Source organism: Leptospira ainazelensis (assembly GCF_016918785.1).
Lineage (GTDB): Bacteria > Spirochaetota > Leptospiria > Leptospirales > Leptospiraceae > Leptospira > Leptospira ainazelensis.
Map to the genome: position 1 here is coordinate 157,062 of NZ_JAFFPT010000009.1, position 26,848 is coordinate 183,909.

The following is a 26,848-nucleotide window of genomic DNA, read 5'->3' on the forward strand; positions in this document are numbered from 1 at the left end:
GGAACTCCTTATTTCAGTTGTTTTTCCAAATCTTCCACAGAGCTCACGGGGAGCTTGCAGGAAAAATTCTCACAAACGTAGACAAGCGCAGAACCTCCACAATCCCGAGCCTCAAAAAGGGAAGAAAGTTTTCTCGCCTCCTCCAACTCGTCTTCGTTGACAACGGCGACCGCCGCTTTTGGGAGATATTTTTTTTGGATCGAGGATAAGAGCTCTTTCCCGGAATCCCGATTCTTACGAATCAAAACGATTTCCTGAGAATGATTTTTATAATTCCAATACGCAGAGAGCATATATGGATAACTCAGAGCATGCGAAGAAAGTTCTTTTGTAAAATACAAAAAGATCGATTCCGCGATTTCACGGTAACGATCCGCGTCGACTCCGAGCGACGACAACCGTACCAAAGAATCCGCCAAAGAACTGTTAGCCGACGGTTCCACACCGTCGTAACCGTCCACACTCCTTCTCAAAAGATTCTCTCCGTCGTTCCCGGTGTCGTAAAAAACTCCGGAGGGGGAACGAAACAAACGGATCACTTCTTCCATCCATCGGACGGCGTTCCTCAAATATCGGATCCCGCGTCCCGCCTCAAAAAGCGCGATCGAAGAGGAAATCATTTCCGCGTAATCATTACTATATCCTAATATACCGGATTCTCCGTCTCGAAATCTGCGAAGAATTCTTCCTTCCTTCGAAATCAGATTTTTTTCTAAAAAGGAATACGTCTCTTCCGCAAGATCCAAAAATTCCTCTTTCTGAAACGCGGTTCCCGCTTTTACGAGCGCCTTGATATAAAGTCCGTTCCAAGAAGTGAGAATTTTATCGTCTCTGAGAGGACGGATTCTCCCGCTTCTTCTTTCTAAGAGTTTTTTCCTTCCTCTTTCTAAGGCGGATTCTAATTTCTTTTTTTGTTCTTCGGTAAAATTCGCGGCGCTGCTTCGAAAACGTTCGTGCAGAATATTCTTCCCTTCGAAGTTTCCGCCTTCACTCAAGTTCCAATATCTTTCGAGGATCGTAGAATCTTCTCCGCAGACCTCGCGAAATTCTTCCAGATCCCAGATATAAAACAATCCTTCTTCCCCTTCCGAATCTGCGTCTTCCGCGCTGCAGATTCCTCCTCCGGGAATTCTCATATCACGATGCAAGTAAGAGATCACATCCATCGCAAACGTTTCCGCCGGAATTTTGGAAGAAACCTGAGAACATTCCACAAGCGTTTCCAAAAACAAGGAATTGTCGTAGAGCATCTTTTCGAAATGAGGAACAAGCCAGTGATGATCGGTGGAATAACGACAAAGACCGCCGCCGATCTGGTCGTAGATTCCTCCCTGTTTCATCGCGAGAAGTGTGTCTTCCGTCATTTCCAGGGCTTTTTTGTTTCCGGAAGAATGATGGTATTTTAGCAAAAAGGAAAGTCCCATACTCGGAGGAAACTTGTTCGTGTGATTCGTTTTGAATCCCCCAAAGTCGGGATCATAGTATCCTTCATACAAAGAGAATCCCGATTCAAAACAATTCTCCGGTGGAAAATCCCCTTCCACTTTCGTGGCGGCACGAGCCTCTCCCGATTCTTTTAAATACTGAGATAACTCGGAAGAAGCCGCGATCAATTCCTGACGTTTTTCACCCCAGACCTTGTTTAAGATATTCAAAACTTCTAAAAAACTCTTTCTTCCGTATTTGGGTTCCGGCGGGAAATAAGTTCCGCCCGTAATCGGCTTTCCTTCCGGCGTCAAAAAAATATTGAGAGGCCATCCGCCTTGCTGATCCATCGCGTGCAATGCGTCCATATAGATTCGGTCGATATCCGGTCTTTCCTCTCGATCCACTTTGATCGATACAAAATGAGAATTTAGACAATCCGCTATAGTTTGATTTTCAAAGGATTCGCGTTCCATCACATGACACCAATGACAGGTCGCATAACCGATCGATAAGAAGATCAATCGATCTTCTTCCCTTGCTTTGGTAAAGGCTTCCTCACCCCATGGAAACCAATCCACAGGATTGTTTGCATGTTGTTGGAGATACGGACTTTTTTCTTTGGAAAGTCTGTTTGCGCTTCGCGGATTTAAATTCATTGAATTGTTCTCTTTTAGACTCTTAAAACTGATTTTTCGATTTGTAAAAAACTTCCTGCATTCAACCATGTCCATTAAGTAGGCACTTACATGGACCACAAAAAGGAAAGGACACGAAGAAAATTTAGAAATATTCTCATTGCCGGAACCATCCTTTTTGCGGCGATTCAACCTGCTACTTCTCAGGAATCAAACGCAAACGAAACCTTTCGGGAAGAAGAAAAAAAATCTTCCGAAGGGAACCTAAACGATTCCAAGAAGGTACTCCGTCTGACCCTAAAAGAAGCGGTCAATCACGTTCTGGAAAAGAACATTACGATCCAAAACGCAAAGATGGAATACGTAAAGGCCGACGGCGGAGAACTGAAAAACGAATCTCAGTTTACTTGGAATTTAATCGGTGGAATTACGGTTTTTAAAACCACTCTTCCCAACAACAGAAATAACGTTTTCTTTGGAACCAAACAAAGCCAAGACAAACTCAGCGTCGGGATCGAGAAAAATTTCAGAACCGGAACCTACGCGAAGCTGGAAGGAAGCACCACTCGTTTTGATACGAGCGCTTTCGAAGATCCGGCTTCTACTCCTTCGAGTTTGTCGTCTCTCGCGATTCCGCCTCAATACACAAGCGCACTCACGATCACTCTGAGCCAGGAACTTTTAAAATACGGTTTTGGAAAAACTCAAAAAGACAAGGACGCGATCCTAAGACAAAACACCGTCATTCGAAGAGATGAATTGATTTATACCCTTTCTCAGTTGGTGGTTCAGACTTTGATCCAATACTGGAGTTTGAACATCTACGATTCCAACGTAAAAACTTTGGAAGAATTGGAATCCAACACGAGAAACATCCGCGATTTGACCGCCAGAAAGCGGAATTTAGGCCTTTCCGAGGGTTTTGAGGTCAATCTCTGGAGTTCCATTCTTTCACAGACTGCGGGGAATTTGGACAAGGCAAAGGTTTCGAGAAGGGAAGCCGAAAGAACTCTGATTCGAATTTTAAACGCGGATCCTTCCTCCAAGATCGAAGGTGTTACCGATCTTCAAGAAACCGTTCCGGTCGATTTTAACGTGGAAAAAGATTATATCTACGCATTGGATCATAGAACCGATCTGAAAAATCTTCGCAAACAAAGAGAAATCGCTGAACTCAATCTGAGAATCAAAGAAGCGGAAGATATGCCTTCTCTGAAAGTTTCAGGCGCGTATTCTACAAGAGGACAAAATATCGTAGCTCCTCAGCAAAACGTGACCGATACAAATCGAGGAATCGCGTCCTTTAAATATCCGGAAGCCTACGCGTCCTTTCAATTTTCTTATCCTCTCTGGGACAAAGGAATCAAAGCCGATATCCGAAACGCAAAATTGGATGTTGAAAATCTTCAGAAAAAAGAAGCCGAACTCAAACTTTCCATCAAAGAAGAATTAGAGAATCGTTATGCATCGATCGTTTCCGGAAAAGATATCTTTGAAGGCGCCAAAAAAAGAAGGGACGAAGCCAATCGATTTTACAGAGGTCTTTCCGAACGTTTCAGACAAGGAAGATTTACGGCAGTTGCGGTTAAGACCGCCCTCGACAATTTGATCCAGGCGGAACTTCAGGTCGCACAAACCAAGATCCAGTTAAACATCGATATTCTTAGATACGAACTCGCGAAAAATCATATTTTTGAAAAGTTCGGAGTGGATCCGCAGGAAATCATCGATCGTCTGATGAAAATGGCCGAATCCAAACAAGCAAATCTGGACACGACCGCTCCTACAAAATGAGCGACTGGAATAATCCTTCTTTCCTCGGTTCGCTTTCTGAACAAGGATCATTATCCGTTCCCGCGAAAACTAATTTTTAAAGCCGAGCTCGATACCGTCCAAAACCTCGAAATACGAGTAGAATCAAACCTGTTTTACAAATTCTAATCTATGTACACAAATTTTGGCTTTGAGTAGTAACTTACCTACAGATGCATTGAAGAATTTGTCGTAACAACGACAATCCTCCGTGAAATCGCGCGCCCCACCCAGATTTCGGGTGGTGGGGAGCGGTGGTGGGAAAAATTCCGTCATTTTGCTATATCAGAGAATTCTACTTTTCGCAAGTAAAATTCCCCCTCGAAGAATTTGTCGGAACTACGACAAAAATTCACGGTCAGATCTCCTATTGATTCCAAAAAGAATTTTCAAACTTGTGACTACGGTTTTTGGTTTTGGAAACTTCTTCATTTGATCGCGATCCCGTAGACATGAGGTCGGATCGGCAGAAAAATCGTAGGAATCGAATTTTTTTCGATTTTCAAATTTGAAAAATTCGCGCTCTGCAAAAGCCGATCCGTATCTCTGTTTAGATGACACCCCTCGAAAAACCAAAGCCAAGGTCTAAAAACGATCCTCTGAATCCATTCGATCCAAGAACCTGGTTCAGCCGCTACGTGTTCTAAAAAGACAAATTTTCCTCCCGTCTTCAATACTCGCTTGATCTCTTTTAGAACTTGATCCGGTTTATCCACGGTGCAAAGAACCAAACTACAAACCACGGCGTCGACGGAAGAATCGGAGAACGGAAGTTTTTCCGCAGACAAATTCATCATCTCGGTTTTGATCGAATACTTTTCAGAGTTCGTTTTCAAAAGAGAATGCATCCCCTCGTTCGGCTCAATCGCTAATAGAGTGGTTCCCGGTTTGAAATATCTCAAATTAGAGCCGACTCCCGGACCGAGCTCGACAACCGTATCGGGAAGATCTTCAAAAAGGATTCTTTTGATCTTCCGATACTTGTAGTGCATATATCCTTGCAAGGTCTGAAAAAAGTAGGCGTTTACGATGCTTAAAGTAGAAATTTTCCGTACACACATGATGGTTATCCGTTTTACTATATTCTATTTTTATAATTCTTTAATATTTTCCGGATTCCAATTTCCTGGAACCATCCATAAAGCTTCCGAATAAGCGACACATTTACGATCCTCAACTCGATAAATCGCCGTCCCCGCGATTCTTTGTCTTCGATTCCTCCCGATTTCCCAGGATAAGATCGCATAAGGAAGCTCGGCAAAAATACTTTCCAACAATCTTCCGCGCAACTTTACGAGCACGATCATAGTCGGATCTACGTAAGAGACCGCAAAACCTCCGGGGCAGTCCAAAGCCGCCCAAACGATCTCGTTGCGGATTTTTCCATCCAAATCGCTTAAATCTTTCCAAGGATTCCAGAAAGCACCGTGCAGATGGGTAAATCCGTCCTGATCCTTTATCTTCGCCGAAAATATTCGCATCCCGTCTTCATGATTTCGTTTCGGACCACATACAAAACAAGTGGGGAAAGGATGTTTCTGAAATCCTAAATATTCCTCTTCAGGATTCTGGATTCCTTCCAAGGTTGAAGAATTCAATTCGGGAAAATCCATAAAAAAATCGGAGTCTTCCTTTGCTTCCGCGATGACTAAGTTGGTCTCTTTGCTCAATAATTTAATTCCTTTCGAGATAGGATCTCTGGAATAATACAAAGACTCGTTCAACGGTCCGGGAGCTTTGATTTTAATCACCGCCGCTTCGTTTTGGATTTGATTCGCGGTAATTCCTGCGATATATCCCCCGTTTCCGCTCATAGGAGGTCCGCAGTATTTTTCATTGATCTCAATACTTTCAAAGTTAAAAATGGATGAAGTTTGTTTCATAAAGATTTGTGTATTCAGCGAACCGGATCGGTCAACGTATTTGATCGTTTGAAGAATCTCCGACGCCGATATTTGCTTTTGGTACAAAGCATTTTTAGGAGGTAAGTCGAATGAGCGTACAGCCGGAAAAAATAGTACACTTGCTCTCCGGGATTACGGAAAGGATTTTCTTTAGCCTTTCTTTGAGTTATAAAAAAGAAGGGTACAAAGATATTAGCCCTCCTCAAGGAGCCGTCCTCTGCGCATTGCGGAATCGAATGCCGGAGTCGATGACTTCTATCTCGAAAAAGATTCTCAGAGATCGATCTACCGTTACACAGATTGTCAAACGATTGGTCGCAAACGGGTATGTGGAACGATTCAAAAATGAAAAGGACTCTCGGATTTCCGAAATTGTCCTAACTGACAAAGGTAAGGCCGCGAGAGCCGCTGTCATTCGGTCCTCTCGAAAAATGTTCACAAGAATTTATAAGAATACGTCCTCTGAAGAGAGAAAAATCCTAATAGCGCTTTTAGAAAAGATCGATTCCGGAAGCTGAGGATTTCCGTAAAATGCGAAGAAACTGGGACTTTCGCGAAAGGATTCTTACAACAAATCGAAAATCATTTTGGTATCGATCCGAATCCAAAAATGGAAGACCTCGTTGCAAAACCCGTACAGCGGAGCGGCAACAAAAGCGAGACACCGAGTTTCACAAAAAAGTAGGAACTCCCATAAAAATTAAACGACAATAGCCCCTTTCGAAAGTTCCTAAACCGCGAAAGGGACGTAATCTGTGGGAACTCCACCGTTTTTAAAAAGAGCTTTTCTTTTCAGTTTCCGATTTTGGGAAAACTTCTCTCCATCCAAAAATTCTAAGCTCTCGGGATCTTCGGCATTTCGAGAGGCTGAGATTCCCCCTCCAAAGATTTCAGAAACTCGATCAGATCTTTTTTTTCTTCCTCCGTGATAGCCGCAGGTTTCAAAAGCGGATCTTCGATGGAACCTTTGGAACCTCCGCTCACAAAATGATTCACAACGTCTTCTAACTTGGTGAATTCTCCGTTGTGCATAAATTCATTCTTTTTGCTGACGTCTCTCAAACTCGGAGTTCGAATCTTCTGAGTAATTCCTTTGAGTCCGGTAGTGTGTTGTGTGGAATCGGAAAAATTAGGACCGTTGTGACACTGATTGCATTTCGCCTTATTCATAAAGACGTTCATTCCCCGGATTTGCGAAGGGCTCAAAGCGGATTCTTCACCCATCACATAACGATCAAACTTTGAATTTTTCGAGATGATAGTTCTTTCAAACGCGGAGATCGCCTTCACGATCCGATCCATCGTTATCCCCGGAGAACCGAAAGATTTTTCAAAAAGTTCCCTGTATTCTTCGACCTGATTGAGCCTGGCGACGATCGTCTTTTCGTCTTTGAGCATCACGGCAGTATGTACTCTTTCTTTTACGATCTCTTCCAGATCGTTCGCTTGCGGATCCGTAAAAACGTCCTTATACAAAGCTACGTTCGTCAACGGAGGCGCGGCGGATTTATGAATTTGATTACGAGGAGCCGAACTAGTTTCCGAATTCTGAATTTCTACGGTATGACAAATTGCACAGTTCGTGTCTCCTTTGAGAGAAAGTCGTTTATCAAAATAGAGCAATTTCCCCAATTCTACTTTATCCTTATTGTAAGGATTGTTGCTGGGATGAATTACGTTCCCTACCACGAAACCTTTCAGTTCCGCTTTCTGAACGGGTTCTTTACAAGCCAGGAGCGCGAGCAAAAGATAGATTCCGAAAAAAATGGACAAAATCCTAAACATATGGACCATCCTGGGTCAATGTTTTAAATTCGAACCTCATCTGTCAATTCGAATTTAAAACAATTCTAATTACATATTCGAAAAAGAAATCTTCGAAAAAAATTCAAACCAAAGAATTTAAGAATCCCTCCAAGGATTTTTTTTCCCTTCCATGTCACGGCCCGGATTCCAAACGCGTCTTCCTTTAATAACGGAGGAAAACATGTCGCAAATCCAAAAGGTATTGATCGCGGGCGGAGGTTATGCGGGAATCATCGCCGCCAATCGTCTCGTTAGAAAGAATATTCCTCTCGAAATCACTTTGGTTACGGCCAAAGAACGGTTTCAGGAAAGAATTAGAAACCATCAAGTACTCGCGGGGACGATTCGAAATAAGTTCTCGACACGATCCCTTCTTCACAAACAAGTCAAATTGATCGTCTCCAAAATTGGTAGAATCGATTCCGAAAAAAAACAAGTAGTTTTAGAAGACGGTTCGATTCTTCTTTACGATTTCTTAATCTATTCTCTCGGAATCCAAGGCGCTAAAACTTCGAATTTTCCAGAACAATACGTTCAACTCACCGATACTGACGATTGCGAGCGAATGCACAAAATTCTTACTAAGAAGAAAAATGCAAAAATTACCGTCTTAGGAGCAGGACTCGGAGGAATCGAAACGGCTTCGGAACTTTCGGAACAATTTCCGAACTCAAAAATTTCTCTCTTGGACGCGAACGAAATCGGGAAAGGATTTTCAGCCGAAGCAATCGTTAAGATCAAAGAATTCTTTTTAAAAAACAAAGTCAAACTTTTCGAAAATTCAAGAATTCTAAAGTATGAAAAGGATCGCCTCGTTGACATGGAAGGAAAAAAATTATTCCACGACGTTTGTATTTTAGCGAACGGATTCTCCGCCTCTCCGATCGGCGCGCTTTCGGGATTGAGATCCAACCCGATCGGTCAGATCTACGTAAATTCGTTTTTGGAAGTGGAAGATCATCCCGAAATTATAGGGGCGGGAGACGCGGTTCAAATCGTTTCCTCGGGTTATGATCATCTTAGAATGGCTTGCGCCACCGCCTTGCCGATGGGAATCTACGCCGCGGAAAGATTGTCTTTTCGACTCGGAGCAAAATCCAAAAAAGGTCAACGTCCGTTCTCCATGGCTTATCTGGGAAGAAACGTGAGTTTGGGAAGAAAAGACGGAGTCATTCAGGAATCGGAACCGGACGATACCCCGACCGGGAAAATTTGGACTTCACGAAGCGCCGTATGGATCAAAGAGTTGATTTGTAAATTCACCGTGTTGTCCTTTCGTTTGGAGAAAAGATTCGATTTTTATTTTTGGAAATCGTTTCCGAATTCCAAAGAAGAATTTCGTGCGGCAAAACTGGCGATTCCATCGGAGAAATAAACTTGGACCGACTCGGACATTTTTTAGAACACAAGTCTCTTGTCTTCGGGATCGCTTACAGAATGACCGGAAGTGTAAGCGACGCCGAAGATATAGTTCAGGAATCCTTTCTTCGTTGGGAAAGATCCGCAAACGAACGAATCCGATCTCCGAAGGCGTTTCTCTCCACGATCGCGACAAGACTTTCTTTGGACACTCTTCGAAAAGCGAAAAACAAAAGGGAAACCTATATCGGACCTTGGCTTCCGGAACCGATTCCGACCGATCCGGCAATGGAAGAGCCGGATCCGGAAACCCTGGATCTTGCATTTCTTCATCTATTAGAAAAATTGAATCCGATTGAAAGGGCTGTTTTTATTCTGAGAGAATCCTTCGACTTGGATTACAAAGTGATCTCCGAGGCGGTGGGAAAAACTCAGGAGAATTGCAGACAAAACCTCAAACGAGCGAAAGACGCGCTCAAATCCGAAAAGAAAAAGTTTTCTCCCGATAAGGAGACTAGAAGAAAACTTCTCCACAACTTCTTACTCGCATCCTCCAAGGGGGAACCGGAACTTCTTCTTCCTTTTTTAAAAGAAGAAATCGTTCTCTGGTCCGACGGCGGCGGAAAAGTTCACGCCGCGCGAATTCCGCTTTTTGGAAAGGAAAGAATCGCTTCCTTTCTTATTCGCACGGGAAAAAATCCGATCTTTTCCGATACCGAACTTTTCTTTACGGAGACCAACGGTTTCGAAAGTATCATTGTCTACCAAAAAAACAAACCAGTTTATCTCCGAAGTTTTTTGATGGATCAAGACGGAATTTCATACATTTATACGATGTTGAACGAGGACAAATTTTCGGCTTATAAAAACAAGGCGGACTTGATCGAGAAAGGAATTCTGATTCCTCTTGAATTCTTTCTTCTTTTTCCAAAGTCCGCCTCCGCAAACCGTCAACCCCCGGTTTGGACCAAACCCCTTTTAAAATTAGTGCATTGGGCCATCACACGAAAAAAGTAAGTTAACGGGAGAGCCGATGATTCTTCTTCATTCCGCCGGACCGGGAGCGACCACAGAGACTTTGATGCGGTAGTTTGACATGGAAGAACTGATCCTTCAGTATCCTATCATTTCTTATCTTGGGATCACTCCTGTTTCTCTCAGTCGCATTCGTTCTAAGATCGCAAAACTCAAGACCTAAAAAATCTAAGGTTTAAGAATCGAATCCATTGTAACAAAATGAAAATAAAAAAGGCGCTCGGTCTTTACGACCGGCGCCTTTTTCGGATTCTAAGTTCCGTGTTTCGAAAATTCGAATCTTACTTTGTAGAAGCAGCCTCGCGAATCACGTATGCAGCAATCTCGTTTTTCTGAATCTGAGTGGTTCCTTCAAAGATACAAAGGATCTTCGCATCTCTCATCAGTTTTTCAACGGGATATTCTTTGGTATAACCGTATCCGCCGTAAATCTGAACCGCATCCAGTGCGCATTTCATCGCAACTTCGGAAGCGTGAGCTTTTGCGATTGCGGAATATTTTGGAAGTCTTGGATCTTCCGCATCGGACATTCTTGCGGCAAGATACGTAACTTGGCGGGAAGTTTCGAGACCGATAGACATATCGGCTAACATGTGTTGAACGGCTTGGAAACTGGAAATCTTAGAACCGAACTGTTCTCTTTGTCTTGCGTATTTAGAAGCATAGTCAAGAGCCGCTTGTGCAACACCGACCCCCATAGCCGCAACGTAAGGACGGGAAGCGTTCAGAGTTTGAAGTGCGTAAATAAAACCTAAGTTTTCTTTTCCGATCATGTTAGCTTCTTCAACGGCACAATCTTCAAAGATGATCTGACGAGTATCGGAAGCGCGGATTCCGAGTTTATCTTCTTTCTTACCGACGGTCAAACCGGGAGTGTCTCTTTTAACGTAGAAACAGCTAACTCCTCTGGTTCCTCTTCCTTTATCGGTGTATGCGAAAACGGTATAAGCTCCAGCGCTACCACCGCCCGTAATCCATTGTTTGGTTCCGTTGATGACCCATTTGTCGCCTTTTTTAACTGCAGTAGTGCTCATACCGGGAACGTCCGATCCTGCACCGGGCTCGGAAAGACAAAAAGAAACTCCATACTCACCTTCCACTACGGGAGGAAGCCATTTTTTCTTCTGTTCATGAGAAGCACCCTTCTGAATAGGAAGGATACCAAGACCGGTGTAACCGAAACAAAGAGAGATTCCCAAACATCCTCTGGAAAGTTCTTCCGTAACGAGACACTGCTCTACGGAACCGAGTCCCCAGCCGCCGTATTCTTCAGGGATGGTAAGACCGTTGACTCCCAATTCTCTTCTCATACGATTGATGAGTTCTTCGGGATGTTTATTTTCTTCGTCCCAGTGAATTGCCACTTCGTGAGTGATTTCTTTTTTCACAAAGTTGCGGATCTGGTCTCTGATTTCAAGCTGCTGTTCGGTATATTCCTGGTACATCGGTTTTTTCCCTTCTTACGAGAGTGTTCTGATCCTACTTTTTTTTTCACGGCGATTAGATCAAACCAAAATATGGTGTAAAAAAAAGTGTTCACACTTGTTTTGAAGATTTTTATCAAATCTAAAGTAAGAATATTCTTATGAAGAATTCTCCCCTGCGTAGAAAAAAGCAAAACGCTCTTACGATACAATTTCCAAAGAACGAACGTTCTGTTTCCAAAATTCCTAAAGATGAATTAGGAAAAATATTTTGATGTCCACATTGTTTCAAACCGATTTCAGATTACTTTTTCCTTTTTCATCGTCTCGATTTCGTCTTTAGAATAGCCGAGAGAATTATAAATTTCGGAATTATGTTCCCCGTGAGAAGGAGGATCAAGACGATAAGTTACCGGTGTTGTGGAGAATGGAAACGGCGCTCCGAACTGAAAGTATTCTCCGAACTCAGGATGTTCCTTATCCAGAATCATACCTCTTTCTTTTAAGACCGGATCCTTGCTGACTTCTTCCATAGTTTTTACCGGAGTCAAACAAGAGTCTTGATTTTCAAAAAGAGAATCCAGATCGGAATACGTTTTGGATTTGAAAAAGGAAGTGAGAATCTCTTTCCACTTGGAAAAGTTTTTTTCTTCCGCGGGAAATTCTTCCAGATGTTTATCCAAACCGGATTGGCGTAAGAATGTTTTAAAAAACATATCTTCCAGCGCGCCGAGGGCGACCCATCTTCCCTCTTTAGTTTCATAAACATTATAATTCGGTAATTTACCGGAAAGGAGTTCGTTTCCTCCCTCCGGATTCTTCCCGGTTGCGGCGAAAATTCCTCCATAAAGAGAAAGAAAAGGAAGAGAGGAATCCATCATCGAAATCGCAATCTTCTGACCCTTCCCCGTTTTTTCCCGAGCGTAAAGAGCAGCCAAAATGGAGGAAAGGGCCGTCATCGTTCCTCCTCCGATATCCGCAAGCTGATATCCGGGAATCTGCGGGGTTTTACCCGTTTGCGAAAGAACTCCCGAGAGAGAAAGATAATTTACGTCGTGTCCCGCAAAGTCTCTGTATTTTCCTTCGGTTCCGTATCCGTAAATTCCGCAGTAGATCAGCCTGGGAAAACGTTCTTTGAGATCCTCGTAACCAAGACCCATTTTAGAAAGCCCGTCAGGACGAAAACCCTCCAATAGTATATCAGCATTTTCTAATAGTTTAAATAAGATTTCTTTCGACTTTTCTTTTTTCAAATTCAGGGTGATTGCTTTTTTGTTTCGATTGAGCATCAAAAAAAGCGAAGGAGCCCCGTTCGCTTTTTTAAACATAACGCGAGTCGCATCCATAGCTCGTGGATTTTCGATTTTGATTACATCGGCCCCCATATCTCCCAAATACATGGAGCAAAGAGGACCGGGAAGAAGAAGACTCAAGTCGATTACCGTAACTCCCGAAAGTGGACCTTTGTTCATTTTAATCATTCCTTCTAAAATAATTTCCATTCCATCTAAGAAATAAGTTCCAAGAGAGAAACCTTTTTTTCCTTCCTTTTTTATTAGATTGAAAATCAAAAACCGGATACTCCGAAATATCAAGAGGATCATCGTATTTTTAAGAAGGGATTCCAGGCGCCGTTTTTGTTTTGGAAATAAATTGCTGGATTCTTAAACTTAAATCCTATATATTTGCAGTGAGCACGGTAACTCCTATGTATAGAATTTTCCTTCTCATCCCGATCCTCCTTTTTTGTTTTTTTGTTCCACTCAATCAACTTATAATCCGAGCGTTTTAATGAGCCAAGCCTGGTTTGAATCGACCGTCTTGGGTTGTATTCTAAAGGATTGCCTCGCCTGTAAACTGAAGATGACGGACAACCCCGTTGTCAGTCATCTTACGGGAACCGGGGTCGCGGCAAGCGCGGATGGACATATTTCCACGGCCTCTTTCAACGGACCTTTTGGAATCGAAGTAGACACGTTCGGTAATATCTTTGTTTCCGATCAAACCGCCAATCGAATCCGAAAGATCGATTCCTTCGGCAACGTCGGCACGCTTACCACCACTCTTACGTTAGGCGCTCCTTCCGGTATTAAATTTGATCCTCTTACGGGAGATAAATACGTTTCCTGCAAGGACAGCGAGCAGATCTATAAAATCGATTTTCAGGAAAACTTCTCTTTGTTTGCAGGAAGTTCAATCGGAACGTCGGGGGTTCAAAACGGAGATCGATCCGTTTCTACCTTCAACGGTCCTTTTTTTATGGATTTAGATCAGAAAAGAAATTTATACATTGGCGAGTTAGGCAACCACGATATTCGAAAAATCGATTTGAATTCCGGAATGGTAACTACTCTGTCAGGCGGAACCTCCGGTTATTTGGATGGAAGCGCGGCGACGGCGCTGTTCAAATCTCCATTAGGAATCGCTTATCATCGCAACGATGATATACTTTTAGCGGCCGACTTACAGGATCATAGAATTCGACAAGTGGACCTGAAAAATCAGGTAGTTTCGACTTTGATGGGAACCGGAACCGGTGCAAGCGTGGACGGCACGGGATCGAGCGCGTCTTTCAACGCACCCGCTTTTATCTCTTTAGACAACGGCGGCTATATGTTCGTCTCCGATTCCGGTTCCAATCGACTTCGAATCGTGGATCCGGCTTTCAAAGTGACCACGATTCCGTTTCCTTTTATCGCCATCGGGACCGTAAAGGTAGACTGCTTAAATCAGAGATTGCTCGTTGCGGATAGTACCGCGAATAAGATCTATCAAGTTCACTTTCAGTAAAATTGTTAAGCGAAGATCCTTGTGCGACCTTTCTTTCGAAACAATACGTCATTTTTGATTCTAAGATTTTATAAACTTAGGACTTCGCTTCAAACATATTAGCGGCACAGAGCCAAACGCCGGCGAGGATAAGAACGATTCCGGCCCATTGAGTCCAAGTGAGCCGTTCTTTGAAAGCGAAAGAGGAAACGATTAAGACGATGATAAAACCTGCGCTTGTAAAAACGGGATACGCGAGCGAGAGTTTGAGTCCCTTTCCTAAAACAAATCGATAACCGAGAAGAGCCAAACCGAAGGAAGCCAAACCTCCGATAAAGATCGGATTAAAGACTACTTGAAGAATTCCTTGGAATCCTTCCGGTTTGGAAGCCTCGTCGCCCAAGGAACTCGCTTTAATGAGAATGTTGGCCAATGCGTTAAACGCAAGAGCGACGATAAAGACGAGAAGAACTTGGATCTGCATAAAAGGCTCCGGTTTTGACTTTACGAAAACCACTTCACCGCAGGAGTTGGAAAGATCAAGGTCAAATCTCTCCAACATGCTTAGAAAAACATTCTCCTTTCGCGGACTCAATCTTTCCTATATCGATACGGACCCGAATTCTAAAACAAAAAAAACCGTTCTTCTTTGTCACGCGAACGGATACAGCGCCCTCACCTATAAATTCTACATCGAAGCTCTTTCAAAAACTCATCGAGTTCTCGCGCTCGATTTCGCAGGCCATGGAGAATCCGAGTCGACCTTACAGTTTAGAAACTGGTATTTTTTTAGAGATCAAATTTTGGCTCTAATCAAGTTGGAAAATCTTTCCGACTTGATCGGAGTCGGCCATTCTCTCGGAGGAGCAAGCCTTCTTTTAGCCTCTTATATAGTTCCGGATAAATTCAAGAAGGTCGTCGCAAACGATCCAGTCGTATTAGATTTTATGAAAGTGACTTACGCCTGGATTTTTCACAACCCTTTAGCAAAGGTTGCGATCAAAAGAAGAAGGGAATTTAAGGATCTCGATGCGGTTCGTAAAATTTACAAAAGAACCCCCTCTTTTTCGAGATGGGATAATTTGATCTACGAAGACTATCTCCAAAGTTGTTTTAGTATCGGTCCGAAAGGAGAGGCATTTCTCCGTTGTGCTCCCGAATTGGAGGCAAAGATCTTTGATTCCATCAGCTATTTAAGTTTGATTCAATATGGAAGAATCAAAACGGAAACTCATCTTACGATTCCGGATCCTCACGAAGTCTGCTCGCCGAAAGGAGCCCGACGAATCATCGGAGGAAATAAAAATTCCACCTTGGAGATCTGGACCGGTTCGACTCATTTTTTCCCGTTCGAAGAAAAAGAAAAAACCCTGCAACGAATAGCAGGGTTGATTTAAAAAAGAATCGATATCTGATCGGCCAAATTATTCTTAAATGCGCCGTCGAATTCTTAGATTACAGTTAATTTCCGCCGAAATGAATCACGTAATGGAACGAAGTGTTTACTGCTTTTCCTCCGATCGTTCCCGTTACAACAACATTGTTTTCTAATACTCCTTTATACTTTCCGGGCAGATATTCAACTTGCTCGAATGTACAGTCTTTCCCTGTAAAGGTTAGGTCGAATTCCGGAAACCTTTCATTATCAACCGTATAATTCGAAGATCTGATCTTATCAGTTCCATTCGTGAGGTATATCGTCTTATTTCCGGAAACCGTTCTCGAAGTAGTCACATTTACCGATCGAATCAAAGTGCCATTATAAGTGACCGCCACCGGAATCGCTATGCCGTTAGCATCCACCGCTACGCCCGCCGTGTTTTGTTTGCAATTATCATAAGTCCAAATGAGGTCCGTAAAATTCAGAGAGGATCCGTTAGACGTCACCGTACCATCGATAGATTGTGTTCCTGACAATTGGCATGGTGATACTGTCGCGGCAGCGAACGGATGAGGGGAGTAACTTACGTCGTCGCTAACTCTCGCAGACGAAGAAGTTGCGTTCGCAGGAGCGGGATACAATGCCGAATACAATAGTTTCGTCTGATCTTGAACTTTTTGCTCGCTCCCAGTCTGAACTAAAACCGCAAGCGCCGCGATATCCTTATTGTCGCCTCCCTTCCCTTGTCCACAAGAGACGATTCCTAAAATCGACAATCCAACGAAAACTAATTTGAGTTGAGTCATGTAAATTCTCCTTTCTGTTTCTAAGAACTCTTACTGAAGAAAAAATAGTCTTCGCCATTTTTATTAAAGATTTTAAGAATAGATAATACACCCGCACCGGTCACAAAGATACTTATCACCCGCCTTAATTTAAAACTTGTTCCAAAACTACAAAGGAATCGTTGCTATGACCACTCGGTAAACTTCGTAATAAAACGCGGGAGTTCCTTGCTCCCTCAAGTAGCCTACGAACTTTCCGGCGACCTGATTGTTGTTACATTCTTATTGGAATCCCTGCATTTTGAGATTTTGTGACAAACTCTTATCAGAATCCTAAGAATCGAACGGGATAGAGAATCGTAAGAGGGAATTTGAAATTTCAAACTTTAAAACCGAATTCGGTTTTCGAAATCCGGGAATCCGAAATAACACATTCAGAGAAGAGAATATATCCGATACGAAGAAGAGTTTTTACAAAAGGTGGAAACTAAAAATAAAGAGGAAAGCGTAAGCGGAGAAAGTAGACTCCCGCAAAAAATACTATGACGATAACTATATAAATTCGAAGGGGATTCAGAAGTGAACGTATCATAAGCATGGATCCTACCAATAACTACGGACTGTTTTTCGATTTACGCCACTTTTTCTTAAAAAAACCAAATAAACGAAAGCGAAGACGTGCTCTCGGCATCCAAAGTCGACAAACTAACACTTTTTAAATCCCAGCTATAATGCTTAGAGTTGCTCGAATCGATATTCACTGCGATCTGAGAGAAGTGTGATTCCATAGATTTCACACACTCGGATCTCCATCACATATAAGCGACTAAATACTCGCTACTCTTCAAGAAGAATGCAGAACGACAAAGCCGTTTTGCACCAATCGCGTTAGATATCCCGTCTTTCTAAAAAGTTCAAGCCTAACTAAAAATCAAAAAAAATGGCAAGGATACTCGCAAGATCCGTAAGAATGATCGGAAAACGTTTCTTCAATGGGTGTTATGATCAGGAAATTTGAGCGCATTCGATTACGATGCGATACGGGGAAAGATCATAATCTACCTCTCCTTTTCATTTCAGACAAATTTAAGAATCATGAATGTTCCGGGATTCGATTCAGAATAATGCGGACGATCCCTTTCCTTCTACTTTCAAAAACACGCTCGGGGAGTCGGAATCTAAATCCCTCTCTACGACTGTAACTCAAATTTAATCCTTCAAAACCGGTAGCTCAATGTGCAAGATATTAAAACATTACTTTTTTGGAATTTTTCAATCGGACCCTAGGGAAATCTCCTCTCTCAACGGAATTCGAAGCCTAGGATTTTTTTTATTGGTCATGGGGCATCTTTACATAGGCTATGAAACATTCATACAGGATCATAATTTTCTGATGAAAAACCTTTTCTATTCATCGAGTCAGTGTATGGACATATTTTTTATGCTGAGCGGATTTTTAATTTCCGGACCTTTGTTTAGGGAAATTGAAAAAAAGAATACGATTCATTTCGGGAAGTTTTTTGTTAAACGGACATTGCGTATTTTTCCTCCCTACTTTTCCTTTTTGTTATTTCAGACTTTCATTATAGCTCCTCTTTTTATCAAAATGCGGCCGGAATATACCGATTACATCACAAATCTTCAGTCAAAGGTAGTTTACGATTTTTTATATCTTTCAAATTATATTACAGGCACGATGCCGCACGGCTGGTCTTTGTCTTTAGAGGAACAATTCTATCTGTTATTTCCGATATTTCTTCTTTTAGTTTTTAGAAAAATTTCTCAAAAATATAAAATCTACGCTTTATTGTCTTTGATAATTGCTCCTATCGTTTATCGAGCAATCATATTCTATACCGTAATCGAACCTGCGGCGCCGGAATTAACTCGAAAACTGTATCTTACTCAGATCTATTATCCGTTACAAGGAAGACTCGATTGTCTTTTTACGGGAATTTTGTTCGCGTATGTCTACAATCGCTATCCAAAAAGAATCGAGGAGTTTTTGAAGGATCGCAAGAAAGTTTTAATCGCTTCGGTCCTTGCCTGGTCCTCTATCTTGGCGTATTCTCTTTTGGTCTGTGAATTTGATAAACATCCGATTTCGATGGTATTTCGATTTACTGTCAACTCATTTGCTTGGGCAATCATTGCCTTGTTATCCATGAGAACCGGCGCCTGGAGCAATCGTATTTTTTCTTGGAAAATATTCTCACCCGTTGCTAAATTGACGTATTGCACTTATCTGATTCACTTTTTCTTTCAGGGAATTTTGTCTCCGGCTTTTATCAACCCTAAGAGCGCAAAATACAGCGATCTATTGATCTATACGATTCCGATCGGAATCGTCTTATTGTTTCTTGGTTATATATTTCATTTACTCACTGAAAGGCCGTTTATGATTCTGAAAGAAAGGGTTTTCGGGAAAGTTGTAGAGATGCAACCCACAATCAAAACAAACTAATTCATTTCTATCACTGCGTGAATCAGAATACCCGATTCCGTGAAAGGGAGTTCCCTTGAATGAATATAGATATATTAGAAATACTTAAATGACTTGAATACAATGCCGCGATCAAAGTCGTCTCTCTGGAACGTTGTTTCGGGACGTGCAAGGGTTCCGTCGGGGACGTAACTCCTATGGACCGTAAGAGGAACTGCAATACCGAAACTCAGCAACTTCAAATGGACCATTATACCGGGCGAACAGACGGTCGAGTAAAGATCGTCCTTCTGCGGATCATAAAGAACCTTACGCGTCACTTCAAAGATATATTCGAAAGACTTATAAGTATAAGAAAACCAGAAATCGAGATACCAAGCTTTCTCAAACTGCTCCCCTTGCCTTTCGCGTAAATAAGGGGTCATCTGAGAATTCCAACGAGCGATCGTAAACAAAGCCCAGGGTCCGTTACGATAAAACAATCCGCCGCTGAATTCAATATTACCAAATTTTTCCGAACCAATCCCTAATCTTTCCTTTCCAGTTGCGAAGTAATAACTGGATCCACCAACCACCGCAAAACCGATTTCGCCTAACGGAAGGAATAATTTAATACCGGCCTGTTGTTGATTCCAGTGTTCTGTCTTTCTTTCACCCGATTCCCTAAGACGTTGATAAGGAAGAATAGCAAATAAGGAAACGTAAGCCCCGATTTTTTTTTCAGCTTGAATGGCTCCGGTGTTAGTTTCTTTTTTCGCGTCAAGGGATTCCTGCTTCAGAATGGAAAGAGAAGCGGCGATACGATCCTTTGGCTCCGGAGAGTTCAAATAAAGATTCTCTCCGAATAGATCGGAAACGGAGAGCGAAAGAATAATGAAGAATATTATATATTTTGAATTCATTGGATCAATACACCCTTAAGGCGAAATGCCTCTTTCACCAAATCGGAAAGTTTTTCATACCCCCGATACGTTAGATGCCCTCCATCCACGAGCATATCGGGAGTTATTTCGGATGAAGGATCCAGAACGAATTCATCCGTAATTTCGACTTTCATCCTGTCGTTTAATTGTCGAACTGCGGCAATAGGCCAGGGAGATTCCACATTCCAAAATGATAAAACCACTATAGAATCGCATTTAGGCTTCAAAGCTTCGATTGCTTGTTTTTGTCTCTGCACGGTATTCCCCAGCAAAGAATCGCTCGCTGGACCCAAGTTACCCAGAAAGTCATTGGCGCCTCCGTTATAGATACACGCTCTGTAATGACCTTCTAAATTTTTCGCGGCTTCGAGTATCGCGGCTGTCGAACGATTTGGGAACGCAGTTTTCGAAGCTAAAAACGGCTCCAATAATTCAGGAGGCCAAAACGAAGAGATGCTGTCTCCAACCAACATCAATGAGGGTTTTTCTAAGATTATACCCAAATAAAAATTTGTATCGGAAGGTTTACGGCTGGCATCACAAGCGATCAAAGAAAGATGGAGAAGAAAAAAGATAGGAAACAAAATTCTATTCATAATTGAAAATCGCACCACTCCTCTTTCATTCTTGAGGTGCAATTTTTACTACGGGATACGTTAAACATCCTCGCCACTTTTACGGAAGATCAGCGTCGCAACTTATAGAGCTTCCTATAAAAGGTTTAATTTTTCGGAAATATCGAGCTGTAATAACCTGTTTCGTCACGGAGACAGATTATTATATGAAAACCTAAACTTCTAAAATCGTCGAATGACGAAAATTATTTATTATATTGAATATATTAAGTAGAAAATACTTAGGGACATTAGCGCTGAAACAATACGCAAGAAAACGACTCTTGGAAAAGAGTTAGTGTATTTTGAAACGAAAATACAAAACGATTTAAGAAACGTTTTTTTATTAAGAATTACTTACTGATCCGTTAATACGAAATCATTCAGTTGGTAACGCCACTTTTTTCTAAAAGACCCAAGTAAACGAAAGTGAAGATGTATTTCCGCTATCCGAAGTCGACAAACGAACGCTCTTTAAGTCCCAGCTATAGAGCTCCGAATTGCTCAAATAGATATTCACAGCGATCAGAGAGAGAAGTGTGATTCCATAGAATTCACGCTGATGGTTAAACTCGGTTTTCTCCATCACATAACCGCGCTGTGTGACTATATACTCGTTGCTTTTAAAAAAGAAAAACAGAACAACGGCGCCGTTTTGCGATCCTATGCTTGCATAATAAGGAATGATCGCTTCCTTTGATATTTCCGATGCAGATCCAAAGAATTCTTTCGGCTTTTGAAAAAAGTCAAAACCACGGTACAAAACATAAAGCTCGGAAGCCGCAATAACACCTCCGGTAATCCATCCACTTCTTTCGTCGGAAAGTAATAAAGGCGACCATCCGGGAATCAAAGCCTGAAGAGTTCGCGAAGTTCTGGATCTGGAGAATGGAATTTCCTCATTCAAAACCTCTTCCTTTTTAATTTCCGGCTCGATTACTTGAGTCGTTTTCGTCTCCGTTTTAGGTTCCGCTTTTATCTCTGTTTTCGTCTCCGTCTTGGGTTCCGATACAACTTGAGAATTGGCAATAGCAGTCGAAGCAGTCCTAACTTTCGGTTTTTTGGAAGACGAATTATCGGGTAAAATCGTATTCACTTTTGAAAATTTGATGACCTTTGTCACAGTTCCAACCCGAAACTCAACCGAATTGCCATTCTTCATCCTGACAGAATCGGCGCGGATTCGTTCCCCATTTTTCAGAATGAGAACATCCGAATGAATCTCGGAGATAAAAACCGAATGTAAAAGAAACAAGGAAAGAAATGCCGTCAAAAAATTTCGAAATTTGATAAAAACAAAAAAAACGTTGGCGAACATCAATTCTCCATGCGTAATTAAATTTGGAAGCGTTTCTCTTCGAATGAGTGTAAGTTTAGACAACGTAGAATACCTTTATAAGAGTTATTATAATAAACTCAAGTTTTTCTTTCTTAAGTCTGGTGTTACAACCGAGACAGCGGAAGAACTTTGCCAAGAAACTTTTATAAAGGTCTACAATCATAGAGAAAAGTTCGATCCTACGAAGGGTTCTGAAAATACGTGGGTTTATGCAATAGCACGGAACGAATTAACAGACTACTTTCGAAAGAACAATAAGGAAAAGAATTCGGTAGAGTTTTCTTCATGGGAAACTTTAATTTCCTCTTATGAATCATCCGCTTATAAACGGGAAGAAGAAAGAATTTTATTGGAGAAATTAACCCAATCGATCCATATGCTGAAAGAACCGGAAAAATCGATTGTTGTACTTCATTGTATCCACGGTAAATCGATAGCTGAAACCTCGTTTCAAACCGGAATCGCACAAAGAACCGTGAGCAGACGATTGGTTTCCGCGTTAACACTCTTAAAAGAAGAATTAAGATCGTTGGGAATAGATAAAACTTGGTTAGAAGGAGTGCAGGAATGAAAGAAGACCCCAAAGAAAATCTAACCCGCGCCCTCGACCCAAAAACTTCTAAAGAAGAATTCGCCGAGCTTATGAAGGATCCCTCTTTGCAAAGGGAATACTTTGAAATCATTCGAATGAAAACGCTTCTGAGTTCTCTCAACCCTGAAGATTTTCCGATTGTGCCTAAATCTACAGTTATCCCTTGGAGACGAGCCGGCGCATTTCTAACTGCCGCGGCTTCCCTATTTATTATTTTTGGAATATTCTTTTTTTATAAAGTTCAAAATAATTCCTATAAGGTCGCAGGAATTCTAAAAGTTTCCCGAGGGATTTGCGAACAAAACGAATCCTCCGATCACCGGATCGGCTATCAGACCAAGGAAAATTCTTATTGCGATTTAGTGTTGGAAGGAAGGGGAACTTTTTCGATTCGTATTTTTCCGAACACACGATTTATCGTAGAAACAAGTCCGGATCATTTAAAACTCAACGTTCAAGAAGGGTCTCTTTTGCTCTCTTCCGTTCACAAAAAGGAAGGAATCACCGTCGAGGCGAATAGTCCTCACATACGTTCGATTTTACTCGGAACTTCTTTGTTTATTTCGGCAAACCCGGATAAGGAAAGAATTTTTCTGATCGAAGGTTTGATTCGAGTCCAAGCGTTAGGCGTCACAGAAGAGGGAAAATCGATTTTGGTGAAAAGCGGTTCCATCGCAGAAACGGCGAACTTGGACGAGTCGTCCCAACCGACTGAAATTCAAGTAAGTCCTATCTCCTCAAAGGAAGAATCGATTCTACAATCGCAGTTCGAATCGATGAAACGGATTCGAGAAAGCAAAACTGCGATCGAATACGAAACTAAGGATATCAAGTCGATCGAAAACGTTCACGAACGGGAGAAATGGTCGAACCGTCCTTACGTTCAAATCAAAGAAAAAAATGGAATCGTTCACGAAGGATATCTGATCGAAATTGGAGACTTCTACTCGATTCAAACGATCGATTCCGGTTTGATCCGGATGCCAAAGACTTCGATCTCTGAAATCTCCACAATCCGAAAGTAAATATTTTCTTACTTTTTTCGATTTTCATTTCTACGATCGGAAAATTCTGAAATAGAATCGTGTAGAATAACTATGCTACCTTTCCGTCGGAGGGATTTGAGACATTTTTTTTACAAACGCGGCGTGTTCAACAAGGTCGATCGGTTTGAATTTTATTTTTAAGCTCGCGGGATATTTTCCGAGATAGTTGTCGCCCTTCCAGTTATACTTAGGACGGATTGGTCGCGGTGCGAAATTCCCTCCGCAGTTCGGGCAGATATCGGAAAGAAATTTCTCATAACAGGAAATACAAAACGTGCACTCGAAAGAACAGATTACTGCTTCGGTAGATTCGGGCGGAAGCGGCTTTTCGCAATTCTCACAGATCGGTCTTAATTCTAACATAGGCTTATCCTAATTTTTCAAAAAAAGGGGAAAGTATTTTTTTCAAACTGAAATGAACGACAAATAACCTAACCCAAACGTTAAACGAATCCGCATTTCGCATTAATTTTCTTCGGTTCCGGAGGAAATTTCTTTATCCACAATAATCAACGATTCTACAATCTTACTCATCGCTTTATAAAATTCCTTTGTCACCTGAATCCCCTCTATGTCGGTCCTCATTGCGTCCAACGTATCTCCGATAAAAGAAAGAAGTGAGTAAGGGTCTCTTTTATTTTCAATCAGACTTTGAATGAGTTCTATATTCTCTTCGTACATGGCGTCTTTCCTTTCGATTTTGATGATTCCATAGCGACGAACTCAGGAAGTCTTCTCAAAGTTAAGAAATGAAATGTTTTTTTTGAATTTTTAGTTTCTTTTCTAAATGCTGTTATCAATACTGGTTTATCATTAGCATTTATTTAGAAAGTGTCAAAAAAAGGTCTTAAAGTCGGAATTCTTTTACTTCTGCTCATCGGCTGGATGGGAAGGGAAATCCATACACACTCCGAAAAAGAATTTAGGATTCTGGTTTCACAATCCAGGCTCGTGTCTCCAGGAGACGCAAAACATTCTCCCGCTTGCCCTGTTTGTCAGTTGCAAAGGAATCTTTCTTCTTTGTGGAATCCCGACTTTTTAGTCAGTGAATCTTCCTTATTTTTCGCAATAGAAAACGTTTCGTCTTCCAGAGTTTTTATTCTTTCTTTTACGATATCTCAAATCCAGCTCGGGCGCGCTCCTCCTCTCCTATTCACAACCTAAATTCCATTTTTATTTTGTTTGATTTAGGACTTTTTGTCCGGGAGCTACCGCTTGAAAAAGCCATTACATTATTATTTTAGAATATTCTTATTTATTATTTTTGTTTCTCCGTTTTCAGTTTTTGCTTTGGACGTCGCCATGTCGGGAACCGTGAAGGACAAGGACGGAAATCCGATTTCCAACGCAAGGGTTTTGATTCAAGAATCCAGAAAGAGCGCCGTCACCAACGAAAAAGGAGAATTCGTTTTGGACCACGTTACTCCGGGAAAATATACTTTTTCCGCAAGTTCAAGCGGATATCAGCCCGAGACAATTTCCGTTTCCGTAGGAGAAAAAGACGAAAAGATTCAGTTTACTCTGATCAAAAGTTCTTTGGACGATTCTTCGATCAACGTTACCGCAAAATCCACGATCTCGGATTTTCTAACTTCCCCACAACCGATCACCGTTTTAACCGGAAGACAACTCGACAGACAAAGAGGTGAAACGGCCATGTCTGCGATCAATAACACACCCGGGGTTTCCAACCTGACAACTGGAGCGGGGACCTCGAAACCCATCATCCGAGGATTGACCGGTCAGAGAGTTCTTGTAATGACCGACGGGATTAGGCAAGAAGAACAACAATTCGGAGACGACCACACAGTTGAATTAGACGCTTTTAATATTCAAAAAATTGAAATCATTCGCGGGCCTGGAAGTTTGTTATACGGTTCGGATGCGCTCGGCGGGGTCGTAAATGTTATCAGAGACAAAGCCCCGCTTTCCGGCGAAGGTGTTCCGAAGATGGCGGGACTTTTTAATTCCAACAGTTATTCCAACAATAAACAGGACGCGGGCAATTTTGCGGTATTCGGCAACATCGACGGTTTCGGTTATCGTGCCAGCGCAAACACTCGTAAAGCCGGAAGAATCACGACGCCGAACGGAACCGTTCCGAACACCGGAATGATCGAAAAAAACAAAAGTGCATCCATAGGATTGGATGGAAAATGGGGAAACTTCTATATCGATTCCTTTCAGAGAGAACAGACTCAGGATCTTTTTGATAACCCGAATGAAAATCCCGGGGCCACAATCTTTCAAAAACTCAAACACGAAAAATCGCATTTTCATTCGTTTCTGATTTTGCCTGCGGGAAACTTAGAATTAGACGTTTCCTACCAAAGAAACAATCGAAGAGAAATCGAATCGAAGAATAAAATTCTGCCGATCAAGGATACGCTCTTGGACGAAACGATAGACAACTTTGACAAATCGTTTCAATACTATCAAGTCACTGCCCGTGAAAAACATCAAGGATTGAACCTCTACTTGGACACCGCGACCGCAGACGCGAAGTTTCATCACAAACCGATGTTCGGAATTTTGAAAGGAACCGCAGGGGTTTCCGGGTTACAACAAACCAACAAAACGATAGGCTCCGAACCTTTGATCCCGTCCTACGGTATCGTAAACATAGCCGGTTTCTTTTTGGAAGAATTGAAGTTGGGTTCCGTCACCCTCAGCGCCGGCGTGAGGGGAGACAAAAGGGCTACCGATATCAGAAACAATGCCGCGTTAGGCGTTAACGAACAAACCAAAAATTATTATGCGACAACGGGTTCGACCGGACTCGTCTGGAGGATCAACAAGTCTTTTTCTTCCATTCTCAACTATGGAAGAGGATTTAGAGCGCCGACTCCTTTCGAACTTTTTTCGAACGGAGTCCACGAAGGAACAGGAAGATTCGAAATAGGAAGAAACACACTCAAACCCGAATATTCAAATAACGTGGATTTCGCTTTGAGATACGCCTCTTCGCGGATTCAGACCGAGATCAGCGTGTTTCAAAATCACATTCAAAATTTTATATATGCCGCGAGCATAGCCGAGATCGACCCCGAATCGGGACTTCCTAAATACAATTACAAACAAGGGGACGCCGTTTTAAAAGGAGGCGAATTCTCCATCCAAGCCGAATTGACGAAAAAGTTGCTCCTTTCCGGAGGAATCGATATCGTTCACGCCAGAAATCAAAACGACACAAATCCGCTTCCAAAAACGACTCCCAATCGAGCGAGAGCAGGTCTTCGATGGACTGAGGATTCTTTGTTAGGAATGAAAAACTTCTATTTTACGATCAACGGAAGATTCTACGATTCCCAATATCGTGTCGATCCGAAAGAAACTCCGAGCAAGGGTTACAATCTTACGGATATCGGGTTAGGTTTTGAGTTACCGTATTTTGGAGACGGAAATTCAAAACCTACGGTGGACTTGAGCGTTCAGAACGTATTCAATGTTTCTTATGTAGATCATCTGAGTCGTTATAAAGAATACGCCCTCAATCCGGGAGTGAACGCGATTCTAAAAGTTTCCTTCCCATTTACACTCATTCAATAGGAAA

At 42.0% G+C, this 26,848-nt stretch carries 24 protein-coding genes; 11 read left to right on the forward strand and 13 right to left on the reverse strand.

Annotation, left to right across the window (positions count from 1 at the left end; translation table 11 throughout):
* Positions 1–8: 8 nt before the first annotated feature.
* Entirely contained in the window at positions 9–2,153 is a 2,145-nt protein-coding gene (locus JWG44_RS02205) for a thioredoxin domain-containing protein (protein ID WP_205273483.1), read from the reverse strand.
* Positions 2,154–2,174: 21 nt separating this feature from the next.
* Between JWG44_RS02205 and JWG44_RS02210 the strand changes: the two genes are divergently transcribed.
* Complete coding sequence (locus JWG44_RS02210) at positions 2,175–3,857, forward strand: TolC family protein (RefSeq protein WP_205273325.1); 1,683 nt, start codon at positions 2,175–2,177, stop codon at positions 3,855–3,857.
* 446 nt (positions 3,858–4,303) lie between these two features.
* On the opposite strand, the gene JWG44_RS02215 is transcribed toward JWG44_RS02210, so the two are convergent.
* Both JWG44_RS02215 and JWG44_RS02220 read right to left on the reverse strand, forming a co-directional pair.
* The gene (locus JWG44_RS02215; RefSeq protein WP_205273326.1) at positions 4,304–4,936 is read right to left on the reverse strand and encodes a class I SAM-dependent methyltransferase; all 633 of its coding nucleotides are present in this window, start codon (positions 4,934–4,936) and stop codon (positions 4,304–4,306) included.
* A gap of 30 nt (positions 4,937–4,966) precedes the next feature.
* On the reverse strand, positions 4,967–5,758 hold the full coding sequence (locus JWG44_RS02220; protein WP_205273327.1) for a hypothetical protein: 792 nt from the start codon (positions 5,756–5,758) through the stop codon (positions 4,967–4,969).
* Between the two features lie 110 nt (positions 5,759–5,868).
* Between JWG44_RS02220 and JWG44_RS02225 the strand changes: the two genes are divergently transcribed.
* Positions 5,869–6,297 (forward strand): MarR family winged helix-turn-helix transcriptional regulator, encoded by a 429-nt coding sequence (locus tag JWG44_RS02225; RefSeq protein WP_205273328.1) that lies wholly within the window; start codon positions 5,869–5,871, stop codon positions 6,295–6,297.
* A gap of 316 nt (positions 6,298–6,613) precedes the next feature.
* On the opposite strand, the gene JWG44_RS02230 is transcribed toward JWG44_RS02225, so the two are convergent.
* A complete protein-coding gene (locus JWG44_RS02230; RefSeq protein ID WP_205273329.1) occupies positions 6,614–7,564 on the reverse strand; it encodes a cytochrome-c peroxidase in 951 nt (316 codons plus the stop codon).
* Between the two features lie 202 nt (positions 7,565–7,766).
* Here JWG44_RS02230 and JWG44_RS02235 point away from each other — a divergent pair, with 202 nt between their 5' ends.
* Together JWG44_RS02235 and JWG44_RS02240 are read left to right on the forward strand one after the other, a co-directional pair.
* Entirely contained in the window at positions 7,767–8,960 is a 1,194-nt protein-coding gene (locus tag JWG44_RS02235) for an NAD(P)/FAD-dependent oxidoreductase (RefSeq protein ID WP_205273330.1), read from the forward strand.
* A gap of 2 nt (positions 8,961–8,962) precedes the next feature.
* Positions 8,963–9,961 (forward strand): sigma-70 family RNA polymerase sigma factor, encoded by a 999-nt coding sequence (locus tag JWG44_RS02240; RefSeq protein ID WP_205273331.1) that lies wholly within the window; start codon positions 8,963–8,965, stop codon positions 9,959–9,961.
* Positions 9,962–10,260: 299 nt separating this feature from the next.
* Here JWG44_RS02240 and JWG44_RS02250 read toward each other — a convergent pair whose 3' ends face one another.
* Positions 10,261–11,424, reverse strand: coding sequence for an acyl-CoA dehydrogenase family protein (locus JWG44_RS02250; RefSeq protein ID WP_205273332.1), 1,164 nt, complete (start codon positions 11,422–11,424; stop codon positions 10,261–10,263).
* A 278-nt stretch (positions 11,425–11,702) separates the two neighbouring features.
* On the reverse strand, positions 11,703–12,875 hold the full coding sequence (locus JWG44_RS02255; protein WP_205273484.1) for a CaiB/BaiF CoA transferase family protein: 1,173 nt from the start codon (positions 12,873–12,875) through the stop codon (positions 11,703–11,705).
* Positions 12,876–13,149: 274 nt separating this feature from the next.
* Here JWG44_RS02255 and JWG44_RS02260 point away from each other — a divergent pair, with 274 nt between their 5' ends.
* A complete protein-coding gene (locus JWG44_RS02260) occupies positions 13,150–14,193 on the forward strand; it encodes an NHL repeat-containing protein (RefSeq protein ID WP_205273333.1) in 1,044 nt (347 codons plus the stop codon).
* Positions 14,194–14,269: 76 nt separating this feature from the next.
* Here JWG44_RS02260 and JWG44_RS02265 read toward each other — a convergent pair whose 3' ends face one another.
* Complete coding sequence (locus JWG44_RS02265; RefSeq protein WP_205273485.1) at positions 14,270–14,656, reverse strand: DMT family transporter; 387 nt, start codon at positions 14,654–14,656, stop codon at positions 14,270–14,272.
* A 76-nt stretch (positions 14,657–14,732) separates the two neighbouring features.
* Between JWG44_RS02265 and JWG44_RS02270 the strand changes: the two genes are divergently transcribed.
* Complete coding sequence (locus JWG44_RS02270; protein ID WP_205273334.1) at positions 14,733–15,569, forward strand: alpha/beta fold hydrolase; 837 nt, start codon at positions 14,733–14,735, stop codon at positions 15,567–15,569.
* 64 nt (positions 15,570–15,633) lie between these two features.
* Here JWG44_RS02270 and JWG44_RS02275 read toward each other — a convergent pair whose 3' ends face one another.
* Complete coding sequence (locus tag JWG44_RS02275; protein WP_205273335.1) at positions 15,634–16,359, reverse strand: hypothetical protein; 726 nt, start codon at positions 16,357–16,359, stop codon at positions 15,634–15,636.
* A 1,213-nt stretch (positions 16,360–17,572) separates the two neighbouring features.
* On the opposite strand from JWG44_RS02275, the gene JWG44_RS02280 reads away from it, so the two are divergent.
* Positions 17,573–18,802 carry an acyltransferase family protein gene (locus JWG44_RS02280; protein ID WP_205273336.1) on the forward strand — a complete coding sequence of 410 codons (1,230 nt, stop codon included), beginning with the start codon at positions 17,573–17,575 and terminating at the stop codon, positions 18,800–18,802.
* Between the two features lie 74 nt (positions 18,803–18,876).
* Here the strand turns inward: JWG44_RS02280 and JWG44_RS02285 are convergent, their stop codons facing one another.
* The 3 genes from JWG44_RS02285 to JWG44_RS02295 all read right to left on the reverse strand — a co-directional run bounded on the left by JWG44_RS02285 (position 18,877) and on the right by JWG44_RS02295 (position 21,699).
* Entirely contained in the window at positions 18,877–19,683 is an 807-nt protein-coding gene (locus JWG44_RS02285) for a hypothetical protein (RefSeq protein ID WP_205273337.1), read from the reverse strand.
* The gene (locus JWG44_RS02290) at positions 19,680–20,300 is read right to left on the reverse strand and encodes an SGNH/GDSL hydrolase family protein (RefSeq protein WP_205273338.1); all 621 of its coding nucleotides are present in this window, start codon (positions 20,298–20,300) and stop codon (positions 19,680–19,682) included. The genes JWG44_RS02285 and JWG44_RS02290 overlap by 4 nt, the downstream gene beginning before the upstream one ends.
* 424 nt (positions 20,301–20,724) lie before the next feature.
* Complete coding sequence (locus tag JWG44_RS02295) at positions 20,725–21,699, reverse strand: hypothetical protein (protein WP_205273339.1); 975 nt, start codon at positions 21,697–21,699, stop codon at positions 20,725–20,727.
* Here JWG44_RS02295 and JWG44_RS02300 point away from each other — a divergent pair.
* Positions 21,680–22,228 (forward strand): RNA polymerase sigma factor, encoded by a 549-nt coding sequence (locus JWG44_RS02300; protein ID WP_205273340.1) that lies wholly within the window; start codon positions 21,680–21,682, stop codon positions 22,226–22,228. The two genes, JWG44_RS02295 and JWG44_RS02300, sit on opposite strands and share 20 nt — an antisense overlap.
* The gene (gene rsx / locus JWG44_RS02305; RefSeq protein WP_205273341.1) at positions 22,225–23,274 is read left to right on the forward strand and encodes an LIMLP_03685 family anti-sigma factor; all 1,050 of its coding nucleotides are present in this window, start codon (positions 22,225–22,227) and stop codon (positions 23,272–23,274) included. The genes JWG44_RS02300 and rsx overlap by 4 nt, the downstream gene beginning before the upstream one ends.
* Positions 23,275–23,349: 75 nt before the next feature.
* Here rsx and JWG44_RS02310 read toward each other — a convergent pair whose 3' ends face one another.
* Together JWG44_RS02310 and JWG44_RS02315 are read right to left on the reverse strand one after the other, a co-directional pair.
* Entirely contained in the window at positions 23,350–23,658 is a 309-nt protein-coding gene (locus tag JWG44_RS02310; RefSeq protein ID WP_205273342.1) for a DUF1272 domain-containing protein, read from the reverse strand.
* A 102-nt stretch (positions 23,659–23,760) separates the two neighbouring features.
* Complete coding sequence (locus JWG44_RS02315; protein ID WP_205273343.1) at positions 23,761–23,976, reverse strand: hypothetical protein; 216 nt, start codon at positions 23,974–23,976, stop codon at positions 23,761–23,763.
* Positions 23,977–24,126: 150 nt separating this feature from the next.
* Between JWG44_RS02315 and JWG44_RS02320 the strand changes: the two genes are divergently transcribed.
* Positions 24,127–24,459: a DUF2946 domain-containing protein gene (locus tag JWG44_RS02320; protein WP_205273344.1), complete on the forward strand. Its 333-nt coding sequence runs from the start codon at positions 24,127–24,129 to the stop codon at positions 24,457–24,459.
* Positions 24,460–24,510: 51 nt separating this feature from the next.
* Complete coding sequence (locus tag JWG44_RS02325; protein WP_205273345.1) at positions 24,511–26,844, forward strand: TonB-dependent receptor; 2,334 nt, start codon at positions 24,511–24,513, stop codon at positions 26,842–26,844.
* The last annotated feature ends 4 nt before the right edge of the window (positions 26,845–26,848 follow it).

Bases quoted from the DNA above. Each gene is read 5' to 3' on its own strand.
- JWG44_RS02205 (WP_205273483.1), bottom strand. From the start codon at position 2,153: ATGGTTGAATGCAGGAAGTTTTTTACAAATCGAAAAATCAGTTTTAAG.
- JWG44_RS02210 (WP_205273325.1), top strand. From the start codon at position 2,175: ATGGACCACAAAAAGGAAAGGACACGAAGAAAATTTAGAAATATTCTC.
- JWG44_RS02215 (WP_205273326.1), bottom strand. From the start codon at position 4,936: ATGTGTGTACGGAAAATTTCTACTTTAAGCATCGTAAACGCCTACTTT.
- JWG44_RS02220 (WP_205273327.1), bottom strand. From the start codon at position 5,758: ATGAAACAAACTTCATCCATTTTTAACTTTGAAAGTATTGAGATCAAT.
- JWG44_RS02225 (WP_205273328.1), top strand. From the start codon at position 5,869: ATGAGCGTACAGCCGGAAAAAATAGTACACTTGCTCTCCGGGATTACG.
- JWG44_RS02230 (WP_205273329.1), bottom strand. From the start codon at position 7,564: ATGTTTAGGATTTTGTCCATTTTTTTCGGAATCTATCTTTTGCTCGCG.
- JWG44_RS02235 (WP_205273330.1), top strand. From the start codon at position 7,767: ATGTCGCAAATCCAAAAGGTATTGATCGCGGGCGGAGGTTATGCGGGA.
- JWG44_RS02250 (WP_205273332.1), bottom strand. From the start codon at position 11,424: ATGTACCAGGAATATACCGAACAGCAGCTTGAAATCAGAGACCAGATC.
- JWG44_RS02255 (WP_205273484.1), bottom strand. From the start codon at position 12,875: ATGAACAAAGGTCCACTTTCGGGAGTTACGGTAATCGACTTGAGTCTT.
- JWG44_RS02265 (WP_205273485.1), bottom strand. From the start codon at position 14,656: ATGCAGATCCAAGTTCTTCTCGTCTTTATCGTCGCTCTTGCGTTTAAC.
- JWG44_RS02270 (WP_205273334.1), top strand. From the start codon at position 14,733: ATGCTTAGAAAAACATTCTCCTTTCGCGGACTCAATCTTTCCTATATC.
- JWG44_RS02275 (WP_205273335.1), bottom strand. From the start codon at position 16,359: ATGACTCAACTCAAATTAGTTTTCGTTGGATTGTCGATTTTAGGAATC.
- JWG44_RS02280 (WP_205273336.1), top strand. From the start codon at position 17,573: ATGTGCAAGATATTAAAACATTACTTTTTTGGAATTTTTCAATCGGAC.
- JWG44_RS02285 (WP_205273337.1), bottom strand. From the start codon at position 19,683: ATGAATTCAAAATATATAATATTCTTCATTATTCTTTCGCTCTCCGTT.
- JWG44_RS02290 (WP_205273338.1), bottom strand. From the start codon at position 20,300: ATGAATAGAATTTTGTTTCCTATCTTTTTTCTTCTCCATCTTTCTTTG.
- JWG44_RS02300 (WP_205273340.1), top strand. From the start codon at position 21,680: ATGAGTGTAAGTTTAGACAACGTAGAATACCTTTATAAGAGTTATTAT.
- rsx (WP_205273341.1), top strand. From the start codon at position 22,225: ATGAAAGAAGACCCCAAAGAAAATCTAACCCGCGCCCTCGACCCAAAA.
- JWG44_RS02310 (WP_205273342.1), bottom strand. From the start codon at position 23,658: ATGTTAGAATTAAGACCGATCTGTGAGAATTGCGAAAAGCCGCTTCCG.
- JWG44_RS02315 (WP_205273343.1), bottom strand. From the start codon at position 23,976: ATGTACGAAGAGAATATAGAACTCATTCAAAGTCTGATTGAAAATAAA.